Here is a 26072-nt window from a genome sequence, read left to right on the forward strand (position 1 = left end):
CGTCCCTCATCCCACCGGGCTCTGCGCTGCCTTTCCGCAGCCCTCGAGCACCGCCCGCGCCGCGCGCAGTCCTGGTGCCTCCCCGCCGCGGCCGAGCCGCTGCATGGTCAGCGCCATGGCCTGCTGCTGCACCTGCGGCGCATCGAGCAGTTTCAGCACCGCCTGTGAAATCGGCCCGGGCCGGCAATTGGCGCCGATGAATTCCGGCACCGCGCGTGTATCGGAGACGAGGTTGACCAGGGTTACCGTATCGACGCGCAGCAGCCGGCCGATGATCTGGCGACTGATCCAGTTCATGTCATAGGCGATCACCATCGGCGTATCCGCAGCGGCCAGCTCCAGCGAGACGGTGCCCGAGGCGGCGAGTGCCGCATCCGCGGCACGGAATGCGGCGCGCTTCTCGGTCTCAGGCGCGACACCGGCGGTGGGGTCGAGCACCAGCGGCTGCCCGGCCCAGGTACGTGTTGCCCTTTTGACCTCCGCGAGGACGGATTCTGCCGCGGGCACCACGACCCGCAGCTCGGGACGCGCTTCGGCAAGCCGCGCCACCACCTGCTGGAACACCGGCGCCAGCCGCGCCACCTCGCTGCGCCGGGAGCCGGGCAGCACCAGCAGCAGCGGCGCGTCACCGAGCCCATGAGACGCGCGGAAGGCCGCGGCCTGTGCGTCGGATGCCACCGGCTCCGCGACCACCGGATGACCGACGAAATCGCAGCGCATCCCGGCCGCCTCCATATAGGGCGGCTCGAAGGGAAACAGGGCCAGCACATGATCGACCCAGCGGGCCATCTTCTCGGCCCGTCCCGGGCGCCAGGCCCAGACCGTCGGGGCGACGTAATGCACGATGCGGATCCGCGACTTTTCCCGCACCCGGCGGGCCACGCGCAGCGAGAAATCGGGGCTGTCGATGGTGACCAGCACATCGGGCTGCATCTCCAGCACCGCCGTCGCCGTCTCGTCGATCCGCGCCATCAGCGCCCGGTAGCGCGGCAGGATCTCGGCCAGGCCCATGACGCTCAATTCGCTCATGTCAAAGCGGCTGACCAGCCCCTGGGCCTGCATCCGCGCACCGCCGATCCCGTCGAATGTCACGTCCGGGCAGAGCAGTTTCAGCCCCGCCATCAACGCCCCCCCGAGATTGTCTCCCGAAGGTTCGCCCGCCAGGATGAAGACTTTCATGCCCCGTCTCCCGGGCGGGACCAGAGCACCAGCCCGTATTCATCCGCCAGCGCCACGCAGCGGTCGCGTTCGAGGATGATCACATCTCCGGCGGCAACGACGATCCCCGCCAGCCCGGCGCGATGCGCGGCGCGGATCGTGCCCGGCCCGATCGTCGGCAGGTCGATCTCGCGGATCTGCCCCTTTTTCGGCCCCTTGCAGAGGATGGCGGCGCTGTCGCGTGCCGGTGCCGGGAGGGTCGCGAGCAGATGATCGGTGCCGCCCATGGTTTCGACCCCCAGCACCTGCGCGCGGCCGATGACACAGCATTGACCGATATCGAGTGCGGCCAGCCCGTCGAGCACCGCCGCCCCGCGCACCGCATCGCGCCGCATCTGGTCATCGGGCTGGCGTTTGCTCAGCACCCCGGCCAGGCTCAGCAGATCGGGCAGCAGCGTATCGGCGCCGCGCAGGATGAATCCCGCCTCCTCGAAAATCTGCCGGATCACCAGCAAGGCCCCGTTATCCCCCGCGGCCAGCGCCTTCTGGAACAGCGGGACCAGCGGCGCGGTCGCCGCATCGAGCCGCGACGGGTCGAGCCGCGGTCGGCTGATCGCGCCGCACAGACACACTTCGCGCACGCCGCGCGCCTTCAATTCGACAAGCAGCGAGCCCAGGGTTTCCAGCCGGAAATCGAGATCGGGGACAAGCCCCTCGGGTGCGGCCCCCTCATAGGCGCAGACTAGCGGCGGGACGGCCTGGGCGGCGGCCAGTGCCGCGGGCAGGTCGCCCTGCCCCGCGATCAGGGCCAGGCTCATTTCGGGGTCAGGAAATGGCGGCCGGTATCGGCCATGACGAAATCGACGATCTCGCGCACGTAATCGCTGCCGGTCTCGTCGCCGAGCTTCTGGGCGCGATCGTGGAAGGTGCCCTCGCCCTGCGCCAGCATCTGGAAGGCGGCGCGCAGCGCGGTGATGTCGGCGCGGGTCACGCCCCGGCGTTTCAGCCCGACGAGGTTGAGCCCGTCGAGCGCGCCGCGCGGCGCCTGCACCAGCCCATAGGGGATCACGTCATTGGTGACCATCGTCACCGCCCCGATGATCGCGCCACGCCCGATGCGCACGAACTGGTGGATGCCCGACAACCCGCCGATGATCACGTCATCCTCAAGCACGCAATGCCCGGCCACGGCGGCGGAATTGACCACGATCACCCGATCGCCGATCAGCGCATCATGGGCGATATGGCAGCCGGCCATGAACAGCCCGTCATCGCCGATCCGGGTCAGCCCGCCACCGCCCTGGGTGCCGCAATTCATCGTCACATGCTCGCGGATGCGGTTGCGCCTGCCGATCCGCAACCGGCTTGCCTCTCCCTTGAATTTCAGATCCTGCGGAATCTCCCCGATCACCGCGAAGGAGAAGATCACCGTGCCTTCCCCGATCTCGGTGCGGCCGGTCACCACGACATGGCTTTTCAGCTCGACATCGGCGCTGAGCACCACATCCTTGCCGACGAGGCAGAAGGGCCCGACCCGGGCCGAGGGATCGATCTTCGCGCCCTCTTCGATCACCGCGCTGGGATGGATATTGTCCATCTCAGGACAGGTCCATCATCGCGGTGAATTCCGCCTCGGCGGCCATCTCGCCCTCGACCGTGGCGACGCCGCCGAAGCGCCAGACCTTGCCGCCGGGCTTGCCGCGCAGGGTCTTCAGCCGCATCTCCAGCACATCGCCGGGGCCGACCTTGCGGCGGAACTTGCATTTGTCGATCGCCATGAAATAGACCTTCATATCCTTGTCGGCCATCTTCAGCGTCACCCCGACCATCACCGCGGCGGTCTGCGCCATCGCCTCGATGATCGTCACGCCCGGCATGATCGGATTGCCGGGGAAATGCCCCTGGAAATGCGGCTCGTTCATCGTGACGTTCTTGATCCCCAGCGCGGTCTCGCAGCCGTCGATCTCGACAACCTTGTCCACCAGCAGAAACGGGTAGCGATGCGGCAGGATGCGCTGGATCAGGCTGATATCGGCGCTGTGGAGCTCTTTGGTCATGAAGGGTCCTGTATTATCCAAGGGCTTTGACATGGCTACCAATTCCGGCGACCCGGGGCAAGCATGGCGCACCCGGTCAGGGGGTCACATCGGTGCCCCGGCCGAGCGTCTCGTCAAGCCGGTCAATGGCCTCATCGGTGATGTCGATGGCGTTGGCCGAGACGAAAACCGAGCGCAGATCCAGCACCACCGCGGCCCCGGCATCGGCCATAAGGCGTTCGAGCACCGGCGCGGCGGCATTGAGGAAGACGCCCCGCTCATCGCCGAAAATCTGGTTCAGCTCGCGGCTCTTGGCGGCCTGGGCCTGGCGGATCTTCTGCACTTTCTGATCGAAGGCATCCGCGGCCTCGCGGAATTTCTCCGGCGTCATGGCATTGCGCTTCTCGGTCAGGATCTTTTCCTCGGCCTCGAGATCGGCCTCGATCTGCCGGTTCTCGGCCGAGAGCGCCGCGCTCTTCTGCTCGATCTCCTGCGCCACCCGTCGGCCGAAGGCGCTTTCCTGAAACACCCGGTCTGAATCGATGGTCAGGATCGGGCTGACGATGCTGCCGCGCGACAGATCCGCCGCGCGCGCGACATCGCCCCTGCCCGGTTCCGCCTGCTGCTGCGCCTGAAGCGGGGCCGCGCCCTGCACGGGCACGCTCAGCATCAGGACGGCGAACAGGAGCCGCATCGGGCGCTTGGCGCGGCGCGGCATATGCAGCTCAGAACTGGGTCTGCAACGTGACCTCAAAGCGCTGTTCCTTGTCGAACTCCTCCTTGCGCAGCGCGTCGGAGACGTTGAACTGCAGCGGACCGACCGGCGTGTCCCAGAAGACCGAGAAGCCGATCACATGGCGGAACGAGCCGGATTCCCCGACCACATCGCCGCCCGCGAGGTTGACGTCGCTCAGATCCCAGAGATTGCCGACATCATAAAAGACCCCGCCAGAGATCCCGTATTCCTCAGGCAGGCCGAGCGGGAACTGCGCCTCGAATTTCGCCACGACGAAGAGATTGCCGCCGAGCGGGTCATCCGCGCCGTTGCTGAGATCGCGCGGACCGATGCCGCCGGGCTCGAAGCCGCGCATGATCGACGGGTTCAGCACGAAACGGTCGGTCACCCGGTTGTTGCCCGAATTCCACGACAGGCCGCCGCCTTCGAGCGTGGCGCGCAGGGTCACGTCCTCGTTAAAGATCTTCTTCTCGCCGATGACCTTCGCGGTGGTCTTGACGTATTTGCTGTCACCGCCGAGCCCGGCGAAATCCTGTCCGAACTGGAACAGCACACCGGCCGTCGGGTCGAGCCCGGTAACGCGGGTGTCATAGGTATATTGGTAGCCAAGCGCCGATGACAGCTGCTCTCCGGCGTCGATGTCGTCCTGGATGACATTGCCGACCTCGGTGCCGCTGTCCCGCGCGATCAGCTCGCTCTGCTCGGCGGTATAGCGCAGTTGCAGGCGGCCGTTCTCGCTGACCGGGAAGCCGAGGCTCGGCTGCAGGATCAGCCGCTCGCCGTCATAGCTGGCGAAGGAGGAATTGGTCTCCGCATAATCGAGCTTCAGCCCGAAGGAAACCTTCCGCCCGAGCAGCGCCGGTTCGACGAAGGTCAGCCCGTAGCGCGTGGCCTCCGACGCGGTCGATACCGCCAGCGACAATTTCTGCCCCCGGCCAAGGAAGTTCTGTTCGGCGAAGCTGACCGCGACGCCGACGCCGTCGTTGTTCGAATAGGAACCGCCGAAATTCAGCGAGCCGGTGGGTTGTTCGACCACATCGACATCGACGATCACCTGTTCGGGGCTCGAACCCTGGCGCGCGTTGACCTCGGCGGTCTCGAAATAGCCCAGGGCGCGGATGCGCTCGGCGGATTGGCGGATCTCGCGCGGGTTGAAGGGATCGCCCTCGACGGAATCGAACTGGCGCCGCACCACCCGGTCGAGCGTGGTGGTATTGCCCTCGATGTCGATCCGCTCGACGAAGATCCGCTCACCGCGGCTGATGACATATTCGACATCCAGCGTCAGGTTGCGCTCGTTGCGGGTGATCCGCGGCTCGACGCGCATGAAATCGACCCCGTCCCGGATCGCCTGCCGCTCGAGCCGGGCGATGTCGGTCTCCACCAGCGAGGGCGAATAGACGACGCCGGGGCGGACCTTGACGATATCGCGATAGGCATCGGCATTCACGCCCGGCATCTGCGAGACCAGCGTCACGTTGCCGAAGCGGAATTGCTGGCCTTCCTGGATGTTGTAGGCGACGAAATAGCCGTCGCGCTCCTTGGTCAGCTGGGCGTTCACCCCGGTGACGCGCATATCGACATAACCACGCGACAGGTAGAAATCGCGCAGCATCTGCTTGTCGATATCGACGCGGCCTTCCACGAAAGTATCGCGCCGCACGAGGCGGCGGAACAGCCCGGCCTGTTTGGTGCCGAGCACCCGACGCAGGCGGGAATCTGAATATTTGCGGTTGCCGACGAAGCTAAGCCGCTCGATCTCGATATTGTCGCCCTCGAAGATCTCGAACACCAGATCAACGCGATTCTGGTCGCGCTTGATGATCCGCGGCTGCACCCGGGCCGACAGGCGCCCCTCGTTGCTATAGGCTTCGGAGATCGCGACAGCATCCTGTTCGGCCTGGCTCGGGTTGAACACCCGGCGCTCGTCGGAATCGATCAGCGCGCGCAGCGCTTCGTCCTTGATGCGCCGGTTGCCCTCGAAGCTGATCCGGTTCAGTGTCGGCAATTCCACGACCTGAATGCGCAGCGTGCCGCCCCGCGGCTCGATGCTGACGCTTTCGAAAAGACCGGAATTCTGCAGGTTCTGATAGGCATCGTTCAATTGCCCGCCGGAAACCGGCTGGCCGCGTCTGATTCCGGCACGGGCCAGAATGGCGCTGTCGCCAACCCTTTGATTGCCGTCGATTTCGACCGTATTGAACACATATTCCTGCGCCCAGGCCTCCGGCGCAGGCACCAGCCAAGCGACTGATAACATGACAGAAAGGGAGAGCCCTTTGAATGTTCTGGTGAATTTTTCGCAGCCTGCCCGCTCGGAGGGCTGTGCCCCCTCTTTCCTCAGCCTCATGGTTCTGACCCAATCTTAAGACATCATTTGACGTCCTGAGTAACCGCATCGGGGGCTTTTGTCAAAAACAAGCGGGGTAAAACGATACTATATAAAGAGGAAATGAATTCGCGCCCCGCATTATACGGTATGGTACCGCCATTAGCCGGGTTCAGAGGCTTCCGCCACGCCAGATTTGGGAGTTCAGGATTGGCCGAGCCACGCACCGAGGGCCAGCGCCAGAACCAAAGTTGCGCCAAACCAGACACGGTCCAGATTCAAGACCATCAACAGGCTCAGACTGCGGTACGAATTGTGAATCGACTGCATGATGCGCTCCTTGGGCGGTAACGCCAGAGATAGGCGATGATTGCGGCGCGACTTTGTCGAATTGCGGCAATTCGGCGGCATTTGCGCTGATCGCCTTCTTGGCAGGAAAAAAGGCCCGGCGCGCTGCCGGGCCTTCAATTCATCGAATAATATCTTCCGCCCCGGTCAGGGACAGAAGAGATCATTGCCGAGCGCGAAGATCATCAGCGTCAGCACCAGCGCGATACCGATGCTCATCAGCACCTTGAGCGCCCCGTCGCTCGGCGGTTTGCCCGCAATTGCCTCATAGGCGTAAAACACCAGATGCCCGCCGTCGAGCGCAGGGATCGGGAACAGGTTCAGCAGGCCGACGGCAGTGCTGAGCACGGCGATGAAATAGATGAAGCTCTGCGCGCCTTGACTGGCCATCGCACCGGAGGTCTGGGCAATGCCGACCGGGCCTGACAGGTTGCAGGTGCTGATATTGCCGATGATCATCTGCTTGAGCCCTGCCAGCGAGCCGTCGATGATCCGCCAGGTATTGGCCACCCCGCCCCGGAGCGCCGCGCCGATGCCCGGCGTCTCGGTGGCCGGTTCGAAAGCCATGCCCCCGGCAATGCCGATGCGCAGGTTATTGGCGAAGCTGCCGTCCGCCTGCGGCTCATCGGTGGATTTCGGCGTCATCTGGAAATCGAGCAACTCGCCCTGGCGCCAGACCTGCAGCGCCAGAGCGGCGCCGCCCGAGGCTTCGACGGCGCTCTTGAGCTGGTCGAAGGCAAAGACGGGTTCGCCGTCAATGGCGGTGATTACGTCGCCCTGTTTCAACCCGGCCTCATAGGCGGCCGATTGCGGGATGACCTGCGCCACCAGCGGCGGCAGCAAATAGGGGCCGGGCACCTGCAGCATCCCGCCATCGCGCTGGACGTCATATTCCAGCACCGGCGCGACCGGCAAAGCGTCGAAGAACGCGCCATAGCCAACGCCGGACTCGGCATCGGGCAGTGCCGTGCCCTCAATGCCAAGGATCTGGTCCCCGTCCTGCAACCCCTCCACCGCCTGCGGCAGCGGGCGCAACTTGCCGACGGTGAGCGGGTCGCTGGTCACGCCCGAACTCATGGCGATGGCGAAGAACACCAGGATCGACAGCGCGAAGTTGAACGCCGGGCCCGCCGCCACGGTCAGCGCACGCGCCCAGAGCGGGGCGCCGTGCATCGTGTGGCGCAGCTTCTCGGGATCCTCCGCCAGTGCCGCCATCGCGACCTCATCCTTGCCCGACGCCGCGTCGGCATCCCCGGCGAATTTCACATAGCCGCCGAAAGGCAGCGCCGCGACCTGCCAGCGGGTGCCGCGCCGGTCCTCGCGCGCAAAGAGCACCGGGCCGAAGCCGAGGGAGAAGACATCGGCCTTGATCCCGGTCCAGCGCCCGACGATGTAATGGCCGTATTCATGGATCGCCACGATCACCGACAAGGCGATGACGAAGGCCAGCAACGTCCAGATCAAGCCACCGAATTGCGGCACCAATGCGAGAATGTCCAAATCTTTACCCTGTTCTTTCCTGTGTCGCGGCGCGCGCCACCTGTCTTGCCAGATGGTCGACATGGGCGACGTTATCAAGGGTCATCGCCGCGCCGATCACGCCGCCTTGACGGCTGAGAACGTCGAGGGTCCGTTCGACCACCTCGGCCATCTCGGTGAACCTGAGCGCCCCGGAAATGAACCCGTCGAGCGCGGTTTCCTTGGCCGCATTGAAGGCCGCGCCGCAGAGGCCGCCCTCGGCCATCACCTCGCGCGCCAGGCGCAGCGCGGGCCAGCGTGCGTCGTCAGGCGCACGGAACTCGAAACAGCCGATACGCGCCAGATCGAGCCGCTCCACCGGTAGTTTCTCGCGCTGCGGATGATGCAGCGCATAGCCGATGGCGTGGCGCATATCCGGCGGTCCGACATGCGCCATCAGCGCACCGTCATTGAACCCCACCAGCGCATGGATCATAGATTGCGGATGGACCAGCACCTCGATCCGCTCGGGATCGATGCTGAAAAACTCCCGCGTCTCAATGACTTCCATCGCCTTGTTGAACATGGATGCTGAATCGATCGTGATACGCTGGCCCATGTCCCAATTGGGGTGATCCGTGGCCTGTTCCAGCGTCGCCTCGGCGAGCCGCTCCAGCGGCCAGTCGCGAAAGGCGCCGCCGCTGGCCGTCAGGATGATCCGCTCGACCGCGGCCATGTCCTCGCCCTGCAGCGCCTGGAAGACCGCCGAATGTTCGCTGTCCACGGGCAGGATTCGCGCCCCATGGGTGCGTGCCGTTTCGAGCATCAGCGCCCCGGCGCAGACCAGCGATTCCTTGTTGGCCAGCGCCAGGGTCGCGCCCTGGCGCAGGGCGGCGATCCCCGGGGCGAGACCGGCGGCACCGATGATCGCCGACATCACCCAATCGGCGGGGCGCGCCGCGGCCTCTTCAAGGGCGCCCTGCCCGGCCGCCGCCGTCACACCCGAGCCCGCCAGCGCGGCGCGCAGCTCGGGCAGCAACCTTTCCTCGGCGGTGACCGCGATCTCGGCATTCAGCGCGCGCGCATCCGCGGCGAGCTGCGCGATATTGCGCGCGCCGGTGAGGGCCACGACGCGATAACGCTCGGGATCGCGCCTGATCAGGTCGATCGTGTTCTGGCCGATCGAGCCGGTGGCGCCGAAGATACTGACTCTGCGCGGCATCATGGGACCGGCAGGAACCCGACGAACTGGCCGATGATCAGGATCAGCAGCGCCGCGCCGAGCATCCCGTCGAACCGGTCCATCAGCCCGCCATGGCCGGGGATCAGGTTGGAGCTGTCCTTGACGCCGAGCCGCCGCTTCATGCCGGATTCCGCCATGTCGCCCATTTGCGAAGCCATCGAGACCGCGACCGAAATGCCCACGATCTGCAGCCCGGCCTCGGTGGTCAGCGCGAACAACAGCCCGACAAGCGCCGCACCGACCCAGCCCGAGACGGTGCCGGACCAGGTCTTCTTCGGGCTCACGCGCGGCCAGAACTTCGGCCCGCCGAGGGCTCGGCCGGCGAAATAGCCGACGACGTCGGTGACCACTACGACCACTACCAGCCACAGCAGCCAGAAGAATCCCGCGTCGTCACGGATCTGCATCATGCCGAAACCGGCGAGCAGGATCATAACCGTGAAGGCCATGTAGATGGTGCGGTGCCGTTCGAGCTGGCCGAAACCGATCATCGCGGGCGCGAGCAGCAGCGGCAGCCCGAAGCCGAGCGGCAGATAGACCGAAAGCCCCAGCGCCACGCCTGCCAGGATCCCGAGCAGCCGCTGCGTGCCCAATGCCTCGGGGCGCAGCATGCGGACGAGCTCCCAGATCATCAGCCCGCAGATCAGCGCCACCATCAGATGAAACACATGCCCGCCGAGCCAGATGCCGAGCGATCCGATGACCACCAGCGCCGCGCCCGAGGACAGGCGCACGGTCAGGTCCGACCAGCGTTCCGAAGTGTCGCTCATTCCCCGCTCCCTTTCAGGTCTTCACGGCGCCGAAACGACGGTCCCGGCCGCCATAGGCGGCGCAGAGACGACCGAACTCCGCCTTGCTGAAATCCGGCCACAGCGTGTCGATGAATTCATATTCCGCATAGGCCGACTGCCAGAGCAGGAAATTGGAGATCCGCGCCTCGCCGCTGGTGCGGATCACCAGATCCGGGTCCGGCAATACATGCGTGTCGAGATAGCGCGGCAGGGTCTCCTCGTCCACGTCATCGGGATCGAGCCGTCCCTCGGCCACATCCCGGGCCAGCCGCTTGGTGGCGCGGGCCACCTCGTCGCGCCCGCCGTAATTGAGCGCGATGGTCAGGTGGATGCGACCGTTATGCGCGGTGGCGGCTTCGAGCTCGTTCATCAGCTTGATCAGCTTCTTGTCGAGCCGCGCCCGGTCGCCGATGAACCGGACCCGCACGCCGAATTCGCTGAGCGAGCGGGTCTCCTTGCTGATATAGCGGCGAAACAGGCTCATCAGCCCCGCCACCTCGACCTGGGTGCGTTTCCAGTTCTCGGTCGAGAAGGCGAAGATGGTCAGGTATTCGACCCCGAAATCGGGGCAGGATTCGACGATCTCGCGGACCCGCTTGGCCCCGGCGTGATGACCAAAGAGCCTCGGCCGTCCCCGCTGGGTCGCCCATCTGCCGTTGCCGTCCATGATGATCGCCACATGGCGCGGCCCGCCGGGTACGGGTTCGGGGACGGGATCACTCGCATTCATCATGGGGAACTCTCTTTATGCAACAGCGCGTGACCGGACGGCGGGTGCCGCCCGGTCGTCGTGCAGGATCAGACCTGCATGATCTCGCCCTGCTTGACCTCGAGCTGTTCGTCGATCTGCGCGATGAACCGGTTGGTGATGTCCTGGACCTCGGTTTCCCAGACCTTCTGGTCATCCTCGCTCATGCCGTCGGCCTTGGCCTTCTTGATCTGGTCCATGCCGTCGCGGCGGATGTTGCGGATCGCCACGCGGGCATGTTCGGCATATTGCCCCGCCACCTTGGTGAGCTGGGTGCGGCGTTCCTCGTTGAGCTCGGGGATCGGCAGCATGATGATGGTGCCGTTGAGCTGCGGGTTGATGCCAAGACCGCTCTCGCGGATCGCCTTCTCGACCTTGCCGACCATCGACTTGTCCCAGACGTTGATCGTCACCATCCGCGGTTCGGGCACATTGACGGTGCCGAGCTGGTTGATCGGGGTCTTCTGGCCATAGGCCTCGACCATCACCGGCTCCAGCATCGAGGAGGAGGCGCGACCGGTGCGCAGCGAGGCAAATTCGGTGCGCAGCGCCGCGATGGCGCCGGACATGCGCCGCTCAATATCGTCTGTATCCAACATAAAATCGTCTGACATGGGTTTTTCCGTGCTCTTTTGTCGCCGTTAACGCTTGCGTCGGGTATAACGCCTCCGGCGCGGCTTTGTATAGGCTTGCCGATCGGCCGATTGCCGCTTGGCGGTTGGGGCGGGCGCGGCGGCAAATGCCGCGCCGACCGGGAGAGGCTCAGCCCTGGACCTTGGTATAGGTGCCCTGCCCGGCCAGGATACCGCGGAACCCGCCCGGCTCGTCGAGCGAGAAGACGATGATGGGCAGGTTGTTGTCCCGCGCCAGCGCGATCGCCGAGGCATCCATCACCCCGAGCCGCTTGGCCAGCACGTCGTCATAGCTCACCTCGTCATAGCGACGCGCATCCCCGAACCGGTTGGGGTCCTTGTCATAGACGCCGTCGACCTTGGTACCCTTGAAGATCGCCTCGCAGGACATCTCGTTGGCGCGCAGGGTGGCAGCGGTGTCGGTGGTGAAATAGGGATTGCCGGTGCCCGCGGCGAAGATGCAGACCCGCTTCTTCTCAAGGTGGCGCACGGCGCGGCGGCGGATATAGGGTTCGGCGACTTCGTTCATGGTGATCGCCGAGATCACCCGCGTGTGGATGCCGAGCGCTTCGAGCGAAGATTGCATCGCCAGCGCGTTCATCACCGTGGCCAGCATGCCCATGTAATCTGCGGTGGTGCGCTCCATCCCCTGCGCCGAGCCCTGCAGGCCGCGGAAGATGTTGCCGCCGCCGATCACCATGCAGATCTCGACCCCGAGCGAATGAACCGACTGCACCTCGCGGGCGATCCGCTCGACCGTCGGCGGATGCAGGCCGAAGCCCTGATCACCCATCAGCGCCTCGCCGGAAATCTTCAGCATGACGCGTTTATAGGCAGTCTTCGGGGCGTCTTCACTCATGGAAAGGACCTTTCGGGCGGAGGGGTTTTCATTTCGGCGCAAAATGTCGCAAATGGGGCCGAGTTACAATGGCACAGGCTGGCCCGACAGCAAAAAGGCTGACAGGAAATCATGGCGGATCAAGGACCCTCTCGCGACCTCGCGCTGCTCAGCGATCTTTCGCCGGAACAGCCGGTGCTGATTGCCGGGCCGACGGCCTCCGGCAAGTCCGATCTGGCGCTGGAAATCGCCGAGCGGCAGGGTGGCGTGATCGTCAATGCCGATGCCAGCCAGGTCTATGGCTGCTGGCGGGTGATCACCGCCCGCCCCGGTCCCGAGGACGAGGCGCGCGCGCCGCATCTGCTCTATGGCCATGTCGCCGATGATGCGCCCTATTCCACCGGGCATTGGCTGCGCGAGGTCACCCGGATCGTCGAGAGCGGGCAGCGCCCGATCATCACCGGCGGCACCGGGCTCTATTTCGCGGCGCTGACCAACGGGCTGGCGGAGATCCCCGCCACACCGCCCGCGCTGCGCCGACAGGGCGACGCGATGACGCTCGAGGCGCTGCTGGCCGGGCTCGATGCGGGGATGCTGGTACAGATCGACCGCGCCAATCGCGCTCGGGTCCAGAGGGCCTGGGAAGTGCAGCAGGCCACCGGGCGCAGCCTCGCCGACTGGCAGGCCGAGACAGGTCCGCCGCTACTGCCGCTCTCCGCCTGTTTCCCGGTGGTGTTCGACGTCACCGCCGATTGGCTCAACGCCCGGATCGCGCGCCGTTTCGACATGATGCTCACGGGCGGCGCGCTGGCGGAGGCGGCGGCGATGCGCGAACGCTACAATCCCGCCCTGCCCGCGCATCGCGCCATCGGCGTGCCGGAGCTCATGGCGCATCTCGACGGGCGGATCGACCTGGATACCGCGCGAGAGAAAGCGGTGATCGCCACGCGCCGGTTCGCCAAGCGCCAGCGCACCTGGATGCGCAGCAAGATGGGCGACTGGCACAGGGTGACGCGCGGTTGAGCCACGCGGGCGGACACACTCTTGGTCGAATTTTCCTGACTTGATCAGCTTCACGGTGTAAACTGCCGGAGAGACTTTGATTTTCATGATCAGGGGCTGCATCTTGACGGGCGGAGACATCCAGCTACTCACCCTCGCGCAGCTGTCCGAAGGGCAGGACTGGCGGCTCTCGCTCATCCACGACATGCCCGATCATCTGATGCTCTGGATCAGCCGCGGACAGGGGCGCGTCCTGCTGCATGGCCAGCGCCGCGGCATTGCGATGCAGGATTTCCTGTTCGTGCCCTGCGGCGCGCTGTTCTCGCTCGAACTCGGGCGTCAGGGTCAGGGTCGGGCGGTGCTGATCCCGCCGGGGCGCGCCTCCGGCCCGGTGCCGCTGCCGCGGCATCTGCGGATCCGCGACCTGCAGGCGCAGGTGGCACTCGGCGCGCTGCTGCAGGACATCCAGCGCGAGGCGCAGGAGCCGCTGCCGCTGCAGGACGAGGCGCTGCAGGCCCATGTCGCCCTGCTGGACATCTGGTTGCGCCGCCAGCTGCTGCAAGAGGAACATGCGCTGCCCCGCCCCAATGCCGCGACACGCTTGTCGATCCGCTTCTGCACCCTGCTGGCGCAGCATTATGCCAGCGGCATGACCATGGCCGCCTATGCCGCGCAGCTGCAGGTGACGCCGACCCATCTGACCCGCGCGCTCAAGACCGCCACCGGGCGCAGCGCGGCGCAACTGCTGACCGAACGAGTGGTGCACGCGGCGCGCAGCCTGTTGGCGGATACGAGCGAACCGGCGCAGGAAATCGCCCGTCGGCTCGGCTTCGGCAGCGCCGCCTATTTCACCCGTTTCATGCAGCAACATACCGGCGCGCCGCCGAGCAAACTGCGTCTCGCCCCCGGCTGAGCGCCGGGAAGATCGCGGTCTGACCGCTCCGCAATGCGGGCCACTGCATAGGCTTCAAAGCGGCCTGACCGGCGCAAGGGGTCGCAAAATCGTGATGCTTTTCAAAAACCTTTCGTTGACCTGTGCCCCCAAGTCATGCCTGATTAAAACCCGGAAAAGCCTTTTCGCGGCAGAATGCTGGCCTAACTGATGCACGCGACAGGGTTTTGCCGAGGTCGCCGAGGGCTGCCGGGCAGCGCGGGATCATCCGGGGGCATGATCCCCGGTGCTGGCGACGGGGCCGCGAAAAGACGATTATAGGGGCCGTAGAGTCCCGGTAAAACAGGCCGGAAGGCCAGGTCATGACCGGCGGTGTCACAACCGCCACGCCACGCAACAGGGGCATTTGATGGGAATATTCATACTCCGGCGGCTGGGCGTGATGTTGCTGACCGCGCTCTGCCTGACCTTCATCGTTTTCTGGCTGACCAATCTCTATCCCAATCTCGAGAAACTCGCCAAGACGCAGGGCAATTTCCGCATGTCCGACGAGGCCGTGGCGAGCTATCTCGGCGATCGCGGCTATCTGCAGCCGCTGCCGGTGAAGTTCGGCCAGTGGCTCGGCGTCGCGCCGGGCTGGGTGACCCAGACCGATGATGGCAGGGTCTTCGGACGCTGCTTCCCCGACGGCACCCCGCCCGAGGCGCAAGACAGGTTCTGCGGCATCCTGCAGGGCGACTGGGGCTTTTCCACCGTGTTCAAGGAGGATGTCGGCAGCACCGTGCTGACGCGGCTGGCGCTGACCGGCAAGCTGATGCTCTGCGTACTGCTGCTGATGGTGCCAACGGCGCTGATCGTCGGGGTGCTGGCCGGAATGCGCGAAGGCTCGAAACTCGACCGCAGCCTCTCCACCTTCTCGATCGCCACCACCGCGACGCCGGAATATGTCTCCGGGGTGATCTTCATCGCGGTGCTGGCCTCTTCGCGCTACGGGCTTTCGCCGCTGCTGGCCGACTGGGGCTGGATCGACAGCAAGACCCTGTTCCTGGGCTCCGCCACCTCGGCGATGCAGAATGCCAATTTCTGGAATTTCTTCCTGCCGGTGCTGACCATATCGCTCTACGGCATGGGCTATATCGCGCGGATGACCCGGGCCAGCATGACCGAGGTGATGACGGCGCAATATATCCGCACCGCGCGGCTCAAGGGGGTGAAATTCTCCGACATCGTGCTGAAACACGCGCTGCGCAATGCGCTGATCGCGCCGTTCACGGTGATCATGCTCCAGATCCCCTGGCTGCTCAACGGCGTGGTGATCGTGGAAACCCTGTTCAATTACAAGGGCTTCGGCTGGCTGCTGGTACAGGCCGCGTCGAACAATGACATCGAGCTTCTGCTGGCGGTCTCGGTCGTCTCGGTGGTGGTGGTGCTGGTCACCCAGCTGATCTCCGACATCGGCTATGTCTATCTCAACCCGCGCATCCGGATTTCCTGAGGAGGTGAGACCATGGAAGCACTGACCTGGACCGGCATGCTGGCACCGCTGAACCTGATCTTCCAGGCGCTGCTCGGGCTGCTGGCAGTGATGGCGGCGCTGCAGATCCTCGCCTCGCTGCTGCGGCTCGACACCGGCGGCACAATCAGCAACGCCGACGGCACCATGGCGCTACAACCCGGCGCGGGAGGCCTGCTGGGGCGGCTGGTCTTCTACCTTTTCCTGGCGCTGGTGGCGCTGCTGCTGGTCTATCTGCTTGCCGGGGTATTGCTGGGCGCGCGGGCCGGGATCTTCGGCGGCATGGCGCGGCAATTGCTGCCGGTCTGGGTGGCGCTGGCCGCGACCTTCGCGCTGTCGATGCGCTTCAAGCGCCGCCTCGGGCTCTATGGCAAGCTGTTTGATTCAACGGTCGGGATGATCGGCTTTGCCATCGTGATGTTCTGGGTCTTTGCCGGGGTCTTCGGCGGGGTCTTCGACCTGCTCGTCACCCATGACAGCCTGAGCCAGGCGTCGGGCATGAAAAACAAGCTGCCCGGCACGCCGCTGCGCGGTGCCGAGGCGGGCGAATATCCCTGGTTCCTGCTCGGCGGCGACAATCTGGCGCGCGACGTCTTCAGCCGTCTGATCGAGGGCGCATGGGTGGTGGTCAAGATCGCGCCCTTCGCGACGCTCTTCGCCTTCATGGTCGGCATCACGCTGGGCCTGCCCGCGGGCTATTACGGCGGCAGGCTCGACACGTTTCTGAGCTTTCTCGCCAACCTGATCCTCGCCTTCCCGGTGATCCTGCTGTTCTACCTGCTGGTCACGCCGGAAATCGTGCTGACCGGCATCCCGAATTACATGGCGCTGTTCCTCTTCGCCTTCCCGCTGATCTTCCTGGCGATCCTGCTGAACGCGCGTTATTACACGCAGCCCTCCGTGCGCACGCCGCTGTTGATCGTGGTGCTCGGGCTTGGCGCCTGGCTCTATCTTTCGATGGTCAGCACCGATGGCGCCATCGTGCGCACCCCGACCTATGTGATCCCCGGCCTGCCCGGTTTCATCGATCTCTTCGACATCGATCCAGGCATTCTGGTGGTCTTCGTCTCGGTCGTCTTCGTCAATTCCCCCACGGTGTTCCGCATCGTCCGGGGGCTGGCGCTCGATATCAAGACCCGTGATTACGTGGCCGCCGCGCAGACCCGCGGCGAGGGTCCTTGGTACATCATGCTCTGGGAGATCCTGCCCAATGCCCGCGGGCCGCTGATCGTCGATTTCTGCCTGCGCATCGGCTATACCACCATCCTTCTGGGCACGCTCGGTTTCTTCGGGCTCGGGCTGGAGAGCGAGAGCCCGGATTGGGGCAGCACGATCAATGCCGGGCGGCGGCTGTTGTCGCTCTATCCGCATGCGGCCATCGCGCCGGCGCTGGCGCTGCTCAGCCTGGTGCTGGGGCTGAACCTGCTGGCCGACGGGCTGCGCGAGGAATCGCTGCGTGACTAAGCATTGCAACCCCGGGGGCCAGCCCCCGGACCCCCGGAGTATTTCGAGCATAAAGAAACCATGACGCCGACAGGGAGCGACCAGATGTCGAAACACGATCAGGCAGAGCCGATACTGGAGATCGACGGCCTGTCGATTTCCTTCTTCACGCGGCTGCGGGAGATCCCGGCGGTGATGGATTTCTCGGTCTCGGTGAAACCCGGCGAGGCAGTCGGGCTGGTCGGTGAATCGGGCTGCGGCAAATCCACCGTGGCGCTCGGGGTGATGCAGGATCTCGGTCAGAACGGCCGGATCGTCGGCGGCTCGATCCGCTTCAAGGGGCGCGATCTCTCCACGCTCAGCGCCGCCGAGCTGCGCGACATCCGCGGCAGCCAGATCGCGATGATCTACCAGGAGCCGATGGCTTCGCTCAACCCGGCCATGCGGATCGGCAAGCAGCTCATGGAAGTGCCGATGATCCATGCCGACATGTCCGAGGCCGATGCCCGAGCGCGAGCTCTGCAGCTCATCGAGGATGTCAAGCTGCCCGATCCCGAACGCATCCTGAAAGCCTATCCGCATCAGCTTTCCGGCGGGCAGCAGCAGCGCATCGTCATCGCCATGGCGCTGATGAGCGAGCCGTCGCTGCTGATCCTCGACGAGCCGACCACCGCGCTCGACGTGACGGTGGAGGCGGCGATCGTCGAGCTGGTGCGTGATCTCGGGCGCAAATACGGCACTTCGATGCTGTTCATCAGCCACAATCTCGGGCTGGTGCTCGATACCTGCGACCGGATCTGCGTGATGTATTCCGGCGAGGCGGTGGAGGATGGCAGCATCCATGACGTCTTTGACGAGATGCAGCATCCCTATACCCAGGCGCTGTTCCGCTCGATCCCGCTGCCCGGGGCGGACAAGAACGCCCGCCCGCTAGTAGCGATCCCCGGCAATTTCCCCCTGCCCCACGAGCGGCCGCCGGGCTGCAATTTCGGTCCGCGCTGCGATTATTTCGTGCCGGGGCGTTGCGATGCTGCACCGATCCCGATGTTTCCGGTGCCGGGCAACACCCGCCATCACAGCCGCTGCATCCGCTTCGAGGAGATCGACTGGCAGGCGCCGGTGCAGCAGGGCGAGGTCAGGCAGAAGGGGGAAATCGGCAATGTCGTGCTGCGCATGGACAGGCTGAAGAAATATTACCAGGTCGCGGCCAATGCCATGTTCGGCGGCGGCGAGACCAAGGTGGTGAAGGCCAACGAGAGCCTGAGCTTCGAGGCGCATGAGAGCGAGACGCTAGCCATCGTCGGGGAATCGGGCTGTGGCAAATCGACCTTCGCCAAGGTGCTCATGGGGCTCGAGACCGCCACCGACGGCGAGGTTCTGCTCGACAACCAGAGCATCGGCGATGTGCCGATCGAGGCGCGCAGCATCCAGAATGTCGCCGATGTGCAGATGGTCTTCCAGAATCCCTTCGACACGCTCAATCCCTCGATGACCGTGGGCCGTCAGATCATCCGGGCGCTGGAGATCTTCCGCTTCGGCAGGAACGAGGCCGAGCGCCGACAACGGATGCTGGAATTGCTCGATCTGGTCAAGCTGCCGCGTGAATTCGCCGCGCGGATGCCGCGCCAGCTTTCCGGCGGCCAGAAACAGCGAGTCGGCATCGCCCGGGCTTTCGCCGGCAATGCGCGGATCGTGGTGGCCGATGAGCCGGTCTCGGCGCTGGATGTCTCGGTGCAGGCGGCGGTGACCGATGTGCTGATGGAGATCCAGCGCGAGCAGAAGACCACCTTGCTGTTCATCTCGCATGACCTGTCGATCGTGCGCTACCTCAGCGACCGGGTGATCGTGATGTATCTCGGTCATGTGGTCGAGCTCGGCAGCACCGATCAGGTCTTCGCCCCGCCCTATCATCCCTATACCGAGGCGCTGCTCTCGGCCGTGCCGATTGCCGATACCTCGGTCAAGAAGAAACATATCGTGCTCGAAGGCGACATTCCCTCGGCGATGGACCCGCCGCCGGGCTGCCCGTTCCAGACCCGCTGTCGCTGGAAATCCGAAGTGCCGGGCGATCTCTGCGAACGCGAGGTGCCGCCGATGCGGAAGATGGCTGCCGGGCATGAGGTCAAATGCCATCTCAGTGACGAGAAATTTGCCGAGATGGAACCGGTGATCGAAGTCGGTACCGCGGCGGAATGAAAAAATGGCGCGGACCGTAACTCCGGACCGCGCCCTGTCATGTCACCGCGACTGATCGCGGCGCAGTAGGTCTTACTTGGTGATACCGTCGCCTGCGGTGTTCACATTGGCGAGGTTCTCCGCCACGACGTCGGCAAAACCATTGACCATCACGGCGTAGAAATCATCGGTGCTCGGGGTCAGCAGCACGAAACCCTCGGGCAGCGGATCGACCTGGGTCGTGGCGCCGACATGCACCGGGAAGCTCACCGAGCCGATGTCGCCATCCGGGCTGGTGATCGCAACCACGCCTTCGATCTCGTTGAATTCGCTGTCGGCCGGGAACATCGTCGTGCCGTCGAGCGACAGTTTGCGGATGTCGACACGAATGGTCGGATCGGCGGCGTCCGAACTCGTCGGCACCCGTTCGGCGATGGCGGCGCGGATATCGTCGGCAATCTGCGGGAAGGCTTCCGCGGCATTGCTGTCGGGCGCGGCGGAATAGGAGGCCTCCACGTCGATGTCGGAAATGCGCACTTCTTCCTGGGCGATGGCGGTGCTGCTCAGGGCGAGCAGGCTGACGCCCGCGGCAAGGGTAAGCTTCTTGGCTGTATCGAACATTTTTCATGCTCCCAATCATTAATCGCGTCGCTGACGGGCGGGTCATCCGCACGTCTGACGCTCTGATCGGATAACGCCGGGAGCATCTATTGGTTCCGCAGGCTCAGTGGCCGCCGATGATCTTCACGTAATTGCGGGTTTCGGTATAGGGCGGTACGCCACCGTATTTCTTCACCGCGCCGGGACCGGCGTTATAGGCGGCGAGGGCCAGTTTCCAATCGCCGAAAGTGCTGAACTGCTGCTTGAGATAGCGCGCGCCGCCATCGAGATTCTGCGCCGGATCGGCGGGATCGACCCGCAGCAGCCGCGCCGTCTGCGGCATCAGCTGCGCCAGTCCCAGCGCGCCCTTGTGCGAGACCGCCTTGGGATTCCAGCCGCTTTCCTGCTGCACCAGCCGCAGGAACATATCGACGGGAATGCCGTGACGCGCCGCCGCGTCGCGGGCCATGCCGTGATAGATGCCCTTGTATTTGCCGGTGTATTTCGGGCTGCCCCATTTGCTCGGCGTGTCCACCTTGGGGGGCTGCAGTCTTACGGAGGCGCTGTATTGCTTGGCCGCGCGGGTATCGAGGATGCGCTTCTGGGTGGCGAAAAGCGATTTGCGATTCTTGCTGGAGAAGACCTCCGCCCCTGCGGGCGCACCAAGACAGATCGCCGCTCCGACGACACCCATTATTGCTTTGCGCATTCTGCCCGAGGCTCCCAGCCATTGCACTTTTCCGACTATAGCAAATCTTCCGCGTCGCGCCAGCCTGCAAAAAACCGATCCGCGCTGCCGATTTCGCGCGCAAATCCAGGTGTCATCCGTCCGCCCTGCGAGCTATAACAGCTCAGATCGAAGGCGCGCGGATTCGCGGCGCCTGCTAGCGACAATTATCAGGGGACGACATGGCCGGCTCAGTCAACAAAGTGATTCTAATCGGCAATCTGGGGCGCGACCCCGAAGTGCGCAGCTTCCAGAACGGCGGCAAGGTGTGCAATCTGCGCATCGCCACCTCCGAGACCTGGAAGGACCGCAACACCGGCGAACGGCGCGAAAAGACCGAATGGCATTCGGTCGCGATCTTTCAGGAAGGTCTGGTGCGCGTGGCCGAGCAATATCTGCGCAAGGGCTCGAAAGTCTATATCGAGGGCCAGCTGCAGACCCGCAAATGGCAGGACCAGTCCGGCCAGGACCGTTACAGCACAGAGGTCGTGCTGCAGGGCTATGGCGGCACACTGACCATGCTCGATGGCCGCGGCGAAGGCGGTGCGGGCGGCGGTGGCGGCGGCTATGGCGGCGGTTCCTCCGATCCGGGCTATGGTGGCGGCGCTTCCGATCCGGGCTATGGCGGCGGCTATGACAGCGGTCCGTCGGGCGGCGGACGCAGCGGCGGTGGCGGCTCGCGCGATCTCGATGACGAGATCCCGTTCTGAGCTGAGAGCGCTTGCCAGATTTCGACACACAGGCCCGGTTTCGTCCGGGCCTGTTGCGTTTTGATCAGGGAGGAGCGCCACCCGGCAGCCATGCCGGTGGCGGCTCAGCGGGCGTCCAGGGCGTCCCGCAGCAGCGTCAACACGGCGTCGCGCGGCACATCGGAGGTGACGAAAGCGGCGCCGATGCCCCGCGCCAGGATGAACTTGAGCTGGCCATCGACCACCTTCTTGTCCTGCGCCATCAAAGCCAGCAGCGCCTCGGCCCCCGGCAGATCGCCGTCGATATCGCCGAGGTCGGTCTTCATCCCCATGTCGCGCAGATGGGCGCGCACCCGGCTCGGATCTTCCTGCGCACAGAGGCCGAGACGTGCGGACAATTCGAATGCCAGCGCACAGCCGATCGCCACGCCCTCGCCATGCAGCAGCCGGTCGGAGAATCCGGTCGCCGCTTCCAGCGCGTGACAGAAAGTGTGGCCGAGGTTGAGCAGCGCCCTTTCGCCCTGCTCGGTCTCGTCGCGCATCACGATCTCGGCCTTCATCTGAACCGAACGGCGCACCGCGCGCACGCGGGTTTCAATGTCGCCCGCCGCCAGCATCGGCCCCTGGGCTTCGAGCCAGTCGAAGAAACCGGCATCGCCCAGCAACCCGTATTTCACCACTTCGCCGTAGCCTGCGAGAAAATCGCGCTCGGTGAGTGTGCCGAGCACGGCGGTATCGGCAAGCACCAGTGCGGGCTGATGAAAGGCGCCGATCAGGTTCTTGCCCTGACGTGCGTTGATCCCGGTCTTGCCGCCGACCGAGCTGTCGACCTGCGCCAGCAGCGAGGTCGGGAGCTGCACGAAACGCACGCCCCGGCGCAGGATCGCGGCGGCGAAGCCGACAAGATCGCCGATCACCCCGCCGCCGAAGGCCACGACCACGTCATTACGCTCGACTTTCTGCTCCAGCAGCCAATCGACGCAATGCTGAAGCTGCGCCCAGCTCTTGGTGCTCTCGCCCGGCGGCAGGGACAGCGCCTCCATGGCAATCCCCTGCCCGGCCAGCCCCGCGCGCAGCCGCTCCAGATGCAGCGCCGCGACATTGGCATCGCTGATCACCGCGACCCGCGGACGCGCCAGCAGCGGCGTGACATGCGCGCCCGCCTCGGCCAGCAGGTCCGGCCCGATCAGCACATCGTATTCACGCCCCGGCAGGGCCACATGCACGCGCTCACGCATTGATTTTCTCCAACACGTCGGGGCGGGTCAGCAGCGTGTCGATCACCCGCTGCGCCATCGCCTCGATCGACAGGTTCTGTTTGCAGGTGACCGCCAGATCGGCCTTCCGGTAAAGCGGCACGCGGGCCTCGTAGAGCGCGGCCAGAGTACCGCGCGGATCCGCGGTGCGCAGCAGGGGGCGCGTGTCCTTGTGACGAACCCGCTGCCAGAGCAGGTCGAGATCGGCATCGAGCCAGACCGACACGCCGCGCTCACCGATATTGCGCCGGTTGACCTCCGCAAGAAAGGCGCCGCCGCCGGTGGACAGGATACCGCAATGCGCGTCGAGCAGCCGGGCAATCACCTCGGATTCGCGTTTGCGGAAAAATGTCTCGCCATCGCGGGCGAAAATCTCCGGCACGCTGAGATTGGCAGCGCGTTCGATCTCGGCATCGCTGTCGAGGAACGGCACGCCCAGCCGCTGCGCGACGCTGCGCCCCACGGCGGTTTTGCCGGCCCCCATCATGCCAACCAGCGCCACCGTCTTCTTCAGACGATAGGACGGACGCGGCGCCGGGCCATCGGCTGTGCTTTGCTCAAATTCGCTCATTTTGATCTGAATGACGTGATCTTGTTGGAAAGGCCATATATAGATTGGTCAAAAGAACGACAACACGAGCGGGCAGTAACCATGGGCAAATTGTTCAAGTTTTTGATTATCCTCCTGATAATCGGGTTTATCGGGCTCGTGGGCTACGCCTATCTCGGTCCCTTCTTCGGCGCCGAATTCGCCCCGGCCCAGGTGGAAACCCGCCAGCCTGTCACGTTGAAGGCGGATTGAGTTGATGCGCACGGCCAAAGGCTGCCTCTCCGCGGTAGCGCTATCTGCCGTGCTCGCAGCCCCGGGCCAGGCCGAAATCGACGATGCCCCGCCGTCGCGCGCGCCGCTTTCGGTGATCGACTGGCTCGGCAGCAATACCGCGCCCAGCGAGCCGCAGCCGGTCGCCGTGCCCCGCCCCGGTCCGCCGCAGGCGCGCCGGCCGCGCCCTGACGACCAGCCCCCGGTGGTCAAGAGCGCACTCGCGCCGCAGATCACCGTGACGCCGCTCGGCAAGGGTCAACCGCGCGAGATCGGGCTGGTGCCGGGCAAGGTCACCGGCCTGCCTGCCAGTCTCTGGCGCGGCAGCGAGATCGACGATCTGCTGCGCCTGATCGAACGCCTGCCCGACCTGAGCCTGCCTGCCGCGCAATCCCTGCTCTACACGGTGCTGCTGGCCGAGGCGCGGGCCCCGCAGGGCAAGGCCGCGGATGGCGATGCGCTGGCCCGTGCCCGGGTGCGCAAGCTCGCACAGCTCGGCGCGCTCGATCCGGCCCTGTCGCTGATCGAACAGGCCGGGGTGGCCACCTCGCCGGAACATTTCGACCTCTGGATGCAGATCAGCCTGCTCAACGGCACCGAGGACCGGGCCTGCGCCACGCTGAAGAAATCGCCGCATCTGACCCGGGATTACGGCACCCGCATCTTCTGCGCCGCGCGCGACGGGGAATGGGAGAATGCCGCGCTGACCTTCGGCTCGGCACAGGCGCTCGGCCTGATGAACGAGACGACCCTGGCGCTGTTCGACCGTTTCCTGCATCCCGACCTCTTTGAGGGCGCGGCCCCTCTGCCGGTGCCGCGCGACATGGACCCGATGAGCTTCCGCCTCTTCGAGACCATCGGCGAGCCGCTGCCCACCCGCAACCTGCCGCGCGCCTATGCGGTCGCGGACCTGCGCGATCTGGCGGGCTGGAAATCCCAGCTCGAGGCCGCCGAGCGGCTGACCCGCGCCGGCGCCCTGCCCGACAATCACCTGCTCGGACTCTATACCGCGCGCGACCCGGCCGCCTCGGGCGGCATCTGGGACCGGGTGGCGGCGCTGCAGCGTTTCGAAACGGCGCTCGCCAGCGGCGATCCCGAGCAGATCGCCAAGGCGCTTGACCGGGCCTGGGAGGCGATGCGCGAGGCCGAACTCGAAATCGCCTTCGCCACGCTCTTTGCCGAGAAGCTGCAGCAGGTCGCGCTCACCGGCCGCGCGCGGGGGCTCGCCTTCGCCATCGGCCTGCTCTCCCCGGCCTATGAGGCCACCGCCACGCAGACCGATCCGCTGCCCGATTACGCGGGCCATGACGGTGCCTTCCTGAGAGCCGTCGCCCTGGGCGAAGCCCCGGCCCGGCGCCCCGGCGACGACCTGGCGGCCGCGATCCACGACGCTTTCACAACGCCCGAGCCGCGCACTGATCTGCTGGCCGGTGCGCGCAGCGAACAGCTCGGCGCCAGCATCCTGCGCGTCCTGGCCCTGCTCGATGACGGCGCACGCGGCGATGCCCCGGCCCTCGGCAGCGCCCTTGCCACCCTGCGCGCCCTCGGCCTCGAAGACACCGCCCGGCGCGCCGCGCTGCAGGTGCTGTTGCTGCGCCCCGAAACATGATTGATAAAATGCACAGCCCGACCTTCCACTGGATATCCACCTTCCTCGAAGCCCAGGCCGCCGAACTCGGCGCCGCCACCAACACGCAGCTCGCCTATGGCCGGGATCTCAAGGATTTCGACCTCTGGCTGGCCCGCCACGACCGCGATTTCGACAGCGCGGCGCGCAGCGATGTCGAGGATTACCTCGTCCATTGCGACGCCATCGGTCTCGCCAAATCGACCCGCGCCAGACGGCTGTCGGCGATCAAGCAGCTCTATCGTTTCGCCTTCGAGGAGGGGCTGCGCGAGGATAATCCGGCGATCCAGATCACCGGCCCCGGTCAGGACAAGCGCCTGCCCAAAGTGCTCAGCGTCGAGGAGGTCGACCGCCTGCTGGAGGCGGCGCGCGGGTCCGGGCGCAATCTCGCCGACCAGCTGCGCAACACCTGCCTGATGGAACTGCTCTATGCCACCGGCATGCGGGTCAGCGAGCTGGTAAGCCTGCCGATCAGCGCCACCCGCGGCGATCCGCGCCTGCTGCTGATCCTCGGGAAAGGCGGCAAGGAACGGCTGGTGCCGCTCTCCCCCCCGGCCCGCACCGCGCTCGCCGCCTGGCTCGAGGTGCGCGACCGTCAGGACGCCACGGCACGGGCGCGCCGCGAGATTCCCTCGCGCTTCCTGTTTCCCTCGCACGGCGCCTCGGGCCACCTGACCCGGCATCGTTTCTACCTGCTGATCAAGGAATTCGCCGTGGCCGGCGGTGTCGATCCGGGCAAGGTCACCCCGCATACCCTGCGTCATGCCTTCGCCACCCATCTGCTGGCCGGGGGCGCCGACCTGCGCGCCATTCAGACCATGCTCGGCCATGCCGATGTCGCCACCACCGAGATCTATACCCATGTGCTCGAACACCGGCTCTCGGAACTGGTGCTCGAACATCACCCGCTGGCCTGCGAAGACGGCCGCCGCCGCGGCAAGAGACACGCCAAGCCGGGCCGCTGATCACCCCCTTGAACAGGTCCCGGCGCGCGCTCTCTTGAATGACAGG

26 protein-coding genes are annotated in these 26072 nt (G+C 65.5%); 8 read left to right on the plus strand and 18 right to left on the minus strand.

Translation table 11 applies throughout. The annotated features are described in order from the left end of the window. Window positions 1-6 precede the first annotated feature (6 nt). The 13 genes from lpxB to pyrH form a co-directional block, all read right to left on the minus strand. A complete protein-coding gene (gene lpxB / locus ACFSUD_RS07310) occupies window positions 7-1179 on the minus strand; it encodes a lipid-A-disaccharide synthase (RefSeq protein ID WP_386372908.1) in 1173 nt (390 codons plus the stop codon). Further along, window positions 1176-1976 (minus strand): LpxI family protein, encoded by an 801-nt coding sequence (locus tag ACFSUD_RS07315; protein WP_386372910.1) that lies wholly within the window; start codon window positions 1974-1976, stop codon window positions 1176-1178. The genes lpxB and ACFSUD_RS07315 overlap by 4 nt, the downstream gene beginning before the upstream one ends. Next, the gene (gene lpxA, locus ACFSUD_RS07320) at window positions 1973-2755 is read right to left on the minus strand and encodes an acyl-ACP--UDP-N-acetylglucosamine O-acyltransferase (protein ID WP_386372912.1); all 783 of its coding nucleotides are present in this window, start codon (window positions 2753-2755) and stop codon (window positions 1973-1975) included. Before lpxA ends, ACFSUD_RS07315 begins: the two co-directional genes overlap by 4 nt. A gap of 1 nt (window position 2756) precedes the next feature. Then, the gene (gene fabZ / locus ACFSUD_RS07325) at window positions 2757-3215 is read right to left on the minus strand and encodes a 3-hydroxyacyl-ACP dehydratase FabZ (protein ID WP_386372914.1); all 459 of its coding nucleotides are present in this window, start codon (window positions 3213-3215) and stop codon (window positions 2757-2759) included. Between the two features lie 76 nt (window positions 3216-3291). Further along, entirely contained in the window at window positions 3292-3912 is a 621-nt protein-coding gene (locus tag ACFSUD_RS07330; protein WP_386372916.1) for an OmpH family outer membrane protein, read from the minus strand. Between the two features lie 7 nt (window positions 3913-3919). Further along, window positions 3920-6190, minus strand: coding sequence for an outer membrane protein assembly factor BamA (bamA, locus tag ACFSUD_RS07335; protein WP_386372918.1), 2271 nt, complete (start codon window positions 6188-6190; stop codon window positions 3920-3922). Between the two features lie 273 nt (window positions 6191-6463). Then, window positions 6464-6589 (minus strand): hypothetical protein, encoded by a 126-nt coding sequence (locus ACFSUD_RS07340; protein ID WP_386372920.1) that lies wholly within the window; start codon window positions 6587-6589, stop codon window positions 6464-6466. A 165-nt stretch (window positions 6590-6754) separates the two neighbouring features. Continuing rightward, entirely contained in the window at window positions 6755-8107 is a 1353-nt protein-coding gene (gene rseP, locus ACFSUD_RS07345; RefSeq protein ID WP_386372921.1) for an RIP metalloprotease RseP, read from the minus strand. 4 nt (window positions 8108-8111) lie between these two features. Beyond that, window positions 8112-9287, minus strand: coding sequence for a 1-deoxy-D-xylulose-5-phosphate reductoisomerase (gene dxr, locus ACFSUD_RS07350; RefSeq protein WP_386373022.1), 1176 nt, complete (start codon window positions 9285-9287; stop codon window positions 8112-8114). Then, the gene (locus ACFSUD_RS07355) at window positions 9287-10078 is read right to left on the minus strand and encodes a phosphatidate cytidylyltransferase (protein WP_386372923.1); all 792 of its coding nucleotides are present in this window, start codon (window positions 10076-10078) and stop codon (window positions 9287-9289) included. Before ACFSUD_RS07355 ends, dxr begins: the two co-directional genes overlap by 1 nt. Window positions 10079-10091: 13 nt before the next feature. After that, window positions 10092-10832 (minus strand): polyprenyl diphosphate synthase, encoded by a 741-nt coding sequence (gene uppS, locus ACFSUD_RS07360; RefSeq protein WP_386372925.1) that lies wholly within the window; start codon window positions 10830-10832, stop codon window positions 10092-10094. A 65-nt stretch (window positions 10833-10897) separates the two neighbouring features. Then, window positions 10898-11461 (minus strand): ribosome recycling factor, encoded by a 564-nt coding sequence (gene frr / locus ACFSUD_RS07365; RefSeq protein WP_386372927.1) that lies wholly within the window; start codon window positions 11459-11461, stop codon window positions 10898-10900. A gap of 148 nt (window positions 11462-11609) precedes the next feature. Next, the gene (gene pyrH, locus ACFSUD_RS07370; protein ID WP_386372929.1) at window positions 11610-12338 is read right to left on the minus strand and encodes a UMP kinase; all 729 of its coding nucleotides are present in this window, start codon (window positions 12336-12338) and stop codon (window positions 11610-11612) included. Between the two features lie 111 nt (window positions 12339-12449). Here pyrH and miaA point away from each other — a divergent pair, with 111 nt between their 5' ends. The 5 genes from miaA to ACFSUD_RS07395 all read left to right on the plus strand — a co-directional run bounded on the left by miaA (window position 12450) and on the right by ACFSUD_RS07395 (window position 19363). Next, the gene (miaA, locus tag ACFSUD_RS07375) at window positions 12450-13340 is read left to right on the plus strand and encodes a tRNA (adenosine(37)-N6)-dimethylallyltransferase MiaA (RefSeq protein ID WP_386372931.1); all 891 of its coding nucleotides are present in this window, start codon (window positions 12450-12452) and stop codon (window positions 13338-13340) included. Window positions 13341-13443: 103 nt separating this feature from the next. Next, entirely contained in the window at window positions 13444-14232 is a 789-nt protein-coding gene (locus ACFSUD_RS07380; protein WP_386372932.1) for a helix-turn-helix transcriptional regulator, read from the plus strand. A 388-nt stretch (window positions 14233-14620) separates the two neighbouring features. Next, entirely contained in the window at window positions 14621-15706 is a 1086-nt protein-coding gene (locus ACFSUD_RS07385; protein ID WP_386372933.1) for an ABC transporter permease, read from the plus strand. Between the two features lie 12 nt (window positions 15707-15718). Continuing rightward, entirely contained in the window at window positions 15719-17188 is a 1470-nt protein-coding gene (locus ACFSUD_RS07390) for an ABC transporter permease (protein ID WP_386372935.1), read from the plus strand. 84 nt (window positions 17189-17272) lie between these two features. Continuing rightward, window positions 17273-19363, plus strand: coding sequence for a dipeptide ABC transporter ATP-binding protein (locus ACFSUD_RS07395; RefSeq protein ID WP_386372937.1), 2091 nt, complete (start codon window positions 17273-17275; stop codon window positions 19361-19363). Window positions 19364-19435: 72 nt separating this feature from the next. Here ACFSUD_RS07395 and ACFSUD_RS07400 read toward each other — a convergent pair whose 3' ends face one another. Both ACFSUD_RS07400 and ACFSUD_RS07405 read right to left on the minus strand, forming a co-directional pair. Then, window positions 19436-19963, minus strand: a complete 528-nt coding sequence (locus ACFSUD_RS07400) for a hypothetical protein (RefSeq protein WP_386372939.1) — start codon at window positions 19961-19963, stop codon at window positions 19436-19438. A 103-nt stretch (window positions 19964-20066) separates the two neighbouring features. Continuing rightward, window positions 20067-20651 (minus strand): lytic transglycosylase domain-containing protein, encoded by a 585-nt coding sequence (locus ACFSUD_RS07405; RefSeq protein ID WP_386372940.1) that lies wholly within the window; start codon window positions 20649-20651, stop codon window positions 20067-20069. 200 nt (window positions 20652-20851) lie between these two features. Between ACFSUD_RS07405 and ssb the strand changes: the two genes are divergently transcribed. Further along, entirely contained in the window at window positions 20852-21379 is a 528-nt protein-coding gene (gene ssb / locus ACFSUD_RS07410) for a single-stranded DNA-binding protein (protein WP_386372942.1), read from the plus strand. Window positions 21380-21483: 104 nt separating this feature from the next. On the opposite strand, the gene aroB is transcribed toward ssb, so the two are convergent. Genes aroB through ACFSUD_RS07425 form a run of 3 tightly spaced genes read right to left on the minus strand, consistent with a single transcriptional unit; the run spans window position 21484 to window position 23434 of the window. Then, a complete protein-coding gene (gene aroB / locus ACFSUD_RS07415; protein ID WP_386372944.1) occupies window positions 21484-22596 on the minus strand; it encodes a 3-dehydroquinate synthase in 1113 nt (370 codons plus the stop codon). Beyond that, a complete protein-coding gene (locus tag ACFSUD_RS07420; RefSeq protein ID WP_386372946.1) occupies window positions 22589-23185 on the minus strand; it encodes a shikimate kinase in 597 nt (198 codons plus the stop codon). The genes aroB and ACFSUD_RS07420 overlap by 8 nt, the downstream gene beginning before the upstream one ends. A gap of 48 nt (window positions 23186-23233) precedes the next feature. Then, a complete protein-coding gene (locus ACFSUD_RS07425; RefSeq protein ID WP_386372948.1) occupies window positions 23234-23434 on the minus strand; it encodes a hypothetical protein in 201 nt (66 codons plus the stop codon). Here ACFSUD_RS07425 and ACFSUD_RS07430 point away from each other — a divergent pair. After that, complete coding sequence (locus ACFSUD_RS07430; RefSeq protein ID WP_386372950.1) at window positions 23421-25043, plus strand: hypothetical protein; 1623 nt, start codon at window positions 23421-23423, stop codon at window positions 25041-25043. The two genes, ACFSUD_RS07425 and ACFSUD_RS07430, sit on opposite strands and share 14 nt — an antisense overlap. Before the next feature lie 8 nt (window positions 25044-25051). After that, window positions 25052-26026, plus strand: a complete 975-nt coding sequence (locus tag ACFSUD_RS07435) for a site-specific tyrosine recombinase XerD (RefSeq protein WP_386372952.1) — start codon at window positions 25052-25054, stop codon at window positions 26024-26026. The last annotated feature ends 46 nt before the right edge of the window (window positions 26027-26072 follow it).

This window comes from Sulfitobacter aestuarii (genome assembly GCF_042685005.1).
In the GTDB taxonomy this organism is placed as follows: Bacteria; Pseudomonadota; Alphaproteobacteria; order Rhodobacterales; family Rhodobacteraceae; genus Sulfitobacter; species Sulfitobacter aestuarii.

What these genes read in the sequence shown, in the direction of transcription:
- ACFSUD_RS07355 (WP_386372923.1), bottom strand. Translation starts at nt 10,078, where the DNA reads ATGAGCGACACTTCGGAACGCTGGTCGGACCTGACCGTGCGCCTGTCC.
- ACFSUD_RS07420 (WP_386372946.1), bottom strand. Translation starts at nt 23,185, where the DNA reads ATGAGCGAATTTGAGCAAAGCACAGCCGATGGCCCGGCGCCGCGTCCG.
- uppS (WP_386372925.1), bottom strand. Translation starts at nt 10,832, where the DNA reads ATGATGAATGCGAGTGATCCCGTCCCCGAACCCGTACCCGGCGGGCCG.
- ACFSUD_RS07330 (WP_386372916.1), bottom strand. Translation starts at nt 3,912, where the DNA reads ATGCCGCGCCGCGCCAAGCGCCCGATGCGGCTCCTGTTCGCCGTCCTG.
- fabZ (WP_386372914.1), bottom strand. Translation starts at nt 3,215, where the DNA reads ATGACCAAAGAGCTCCACAGCGCCGATATCAGCCTGATCCAGCGCATC.
- ACFSUD_RS07400 (WP_386372939.1), bottom strand. Translation starts at nt 19,963, where the DNA reads ATGTTCGATACAGCCAAGAAGCTTACCCTTGCCGCGGGCGTCAGCCTG.
- ssb (WP_386372942.1), top strand. Translation starts at nt 20,852, where the DNA reads ATGGCCGGCTCAGTCAACAAAGTGATTCTAATCGGCAATCTGGGGCGC.
- ACFSUD_RS07430 (WP_386372950.1), top strand. Translation starts at nt 23,421, where the DNA reads ATGCGCACGGCCAAAGGCTGCCTCTCCGCGGTAGCGCTATCTGCCGTG.
- bamA (WP_386372918.1), bottom strand. Translation starts at nt 6,190, where the DNA reads ATGTTATCAGTCGCTTGGCTGGTGCCTGCGCCGGAGGCCTGGGCGCAG.
- ACFSUD_RS07390 (WP_386372935.1), top strand. Translation starts at nt 15,719, where the DNA reads ATGGAAGCACTGACCTGGACCGGCATGCTGGCACCGCTGAACCTGATC.
- ACFSUD_RS07315 (WP_386372910.1), bottom strand. Translation starts at nt 1,976, where the DNA reads ATGAGCCTGGCCCTGATCGCGGGGCAGGGCGACCTGCCCGCGGCACTG.
- ACFSUD_RS07385 (WP_386372933.1), top strand. Translation starts at nt 14,621, where the DNA reads ATGGGAATATTCATACTCCGGCGGCTGGGCGTGATGTTGCTGACCGCG.
- frr (WP_386372927.1), bottom strand. Translation starts at nt 11,461, where the DNA reads ATGTCAGACGATTTTATGTTGGATACAGACGATATTGAGCGGCGCATG.
- lpxA (WP_386372912.1), bottom strand. Translation starts at nt 2,755, where the DNA reads ATGGACAATATCCATCCCAGCGCGGTGATCGAAGAGGGCGCGAAGATC.
- miaA (WP_386372931.1), top strand. Translation starts at nt 12,450, where the DNA reads ATGGCGGATCAAGGACCCTCTCGCGACCTCGCGCTGCTCAGCGATCTT.
- pyrH (WP_386372929.1), bottom strand. Translation starts at nt 12,338, where the DNA reads ATGAGTGAAGACGCCCCGAAGACTGCCTATAAACGCGTCATGCTGAAG.
- ACFSUD_RS07435 (WP_386372952.1), top strand. Translation starts at nt 25,052, where the DNA reads ATGCACAGCCCGACCTTCCACTGGATATCCACCTTCCTCGAAGCCCAG.
- lpxB (WP_386372908.1), bottom strand. Translation starts at nt 1,179, where the DNA reads ATGAAAGTCTTCATCCTGGCGGGCGAACCTTCGGGAGACAATCTCGGG.
- ACFSUD_RS07405 (WP_386372940.1), bottom strand. Translation starts at nt 20,651, where the DNA reads ATGCGCAAAGCAATAATGGGTGTCGTCGGAGCGGCGATCTGTCTTGGT.
- dxr (WP_386373022.1), bottom strand. Translation starts at nt 9,287, where the DNA reads ATGCCGCGCAGAGTCAGTATCTTCGGCGCCACCGGCTCGATCGGCCAG.
- ACFSUD_RS07340 (WP_386372920.1), bottom strand. Translation starts at nt 6,589, where the DNA reads ATGCAGTCGATTCACAATTCGTACCGCAGTCTGAGCCTGTTGATGGTC.
- aroB (WP_386372944.1), bottom strand. Translation starts at nt 22,596, where the DNA reads ATGCGTGAGCGCGTGCATGTGGCCCTGCCGGGGCGTGAATACGATGTG.
- ACFSUD_RS07395 (WP_386372937.1), top strand. Translation starts at nt 17,273, where the DNA reads ATGTCGAAACACGATCAGGCAGAGCCGATACTGGAGATCGACGGCCTG.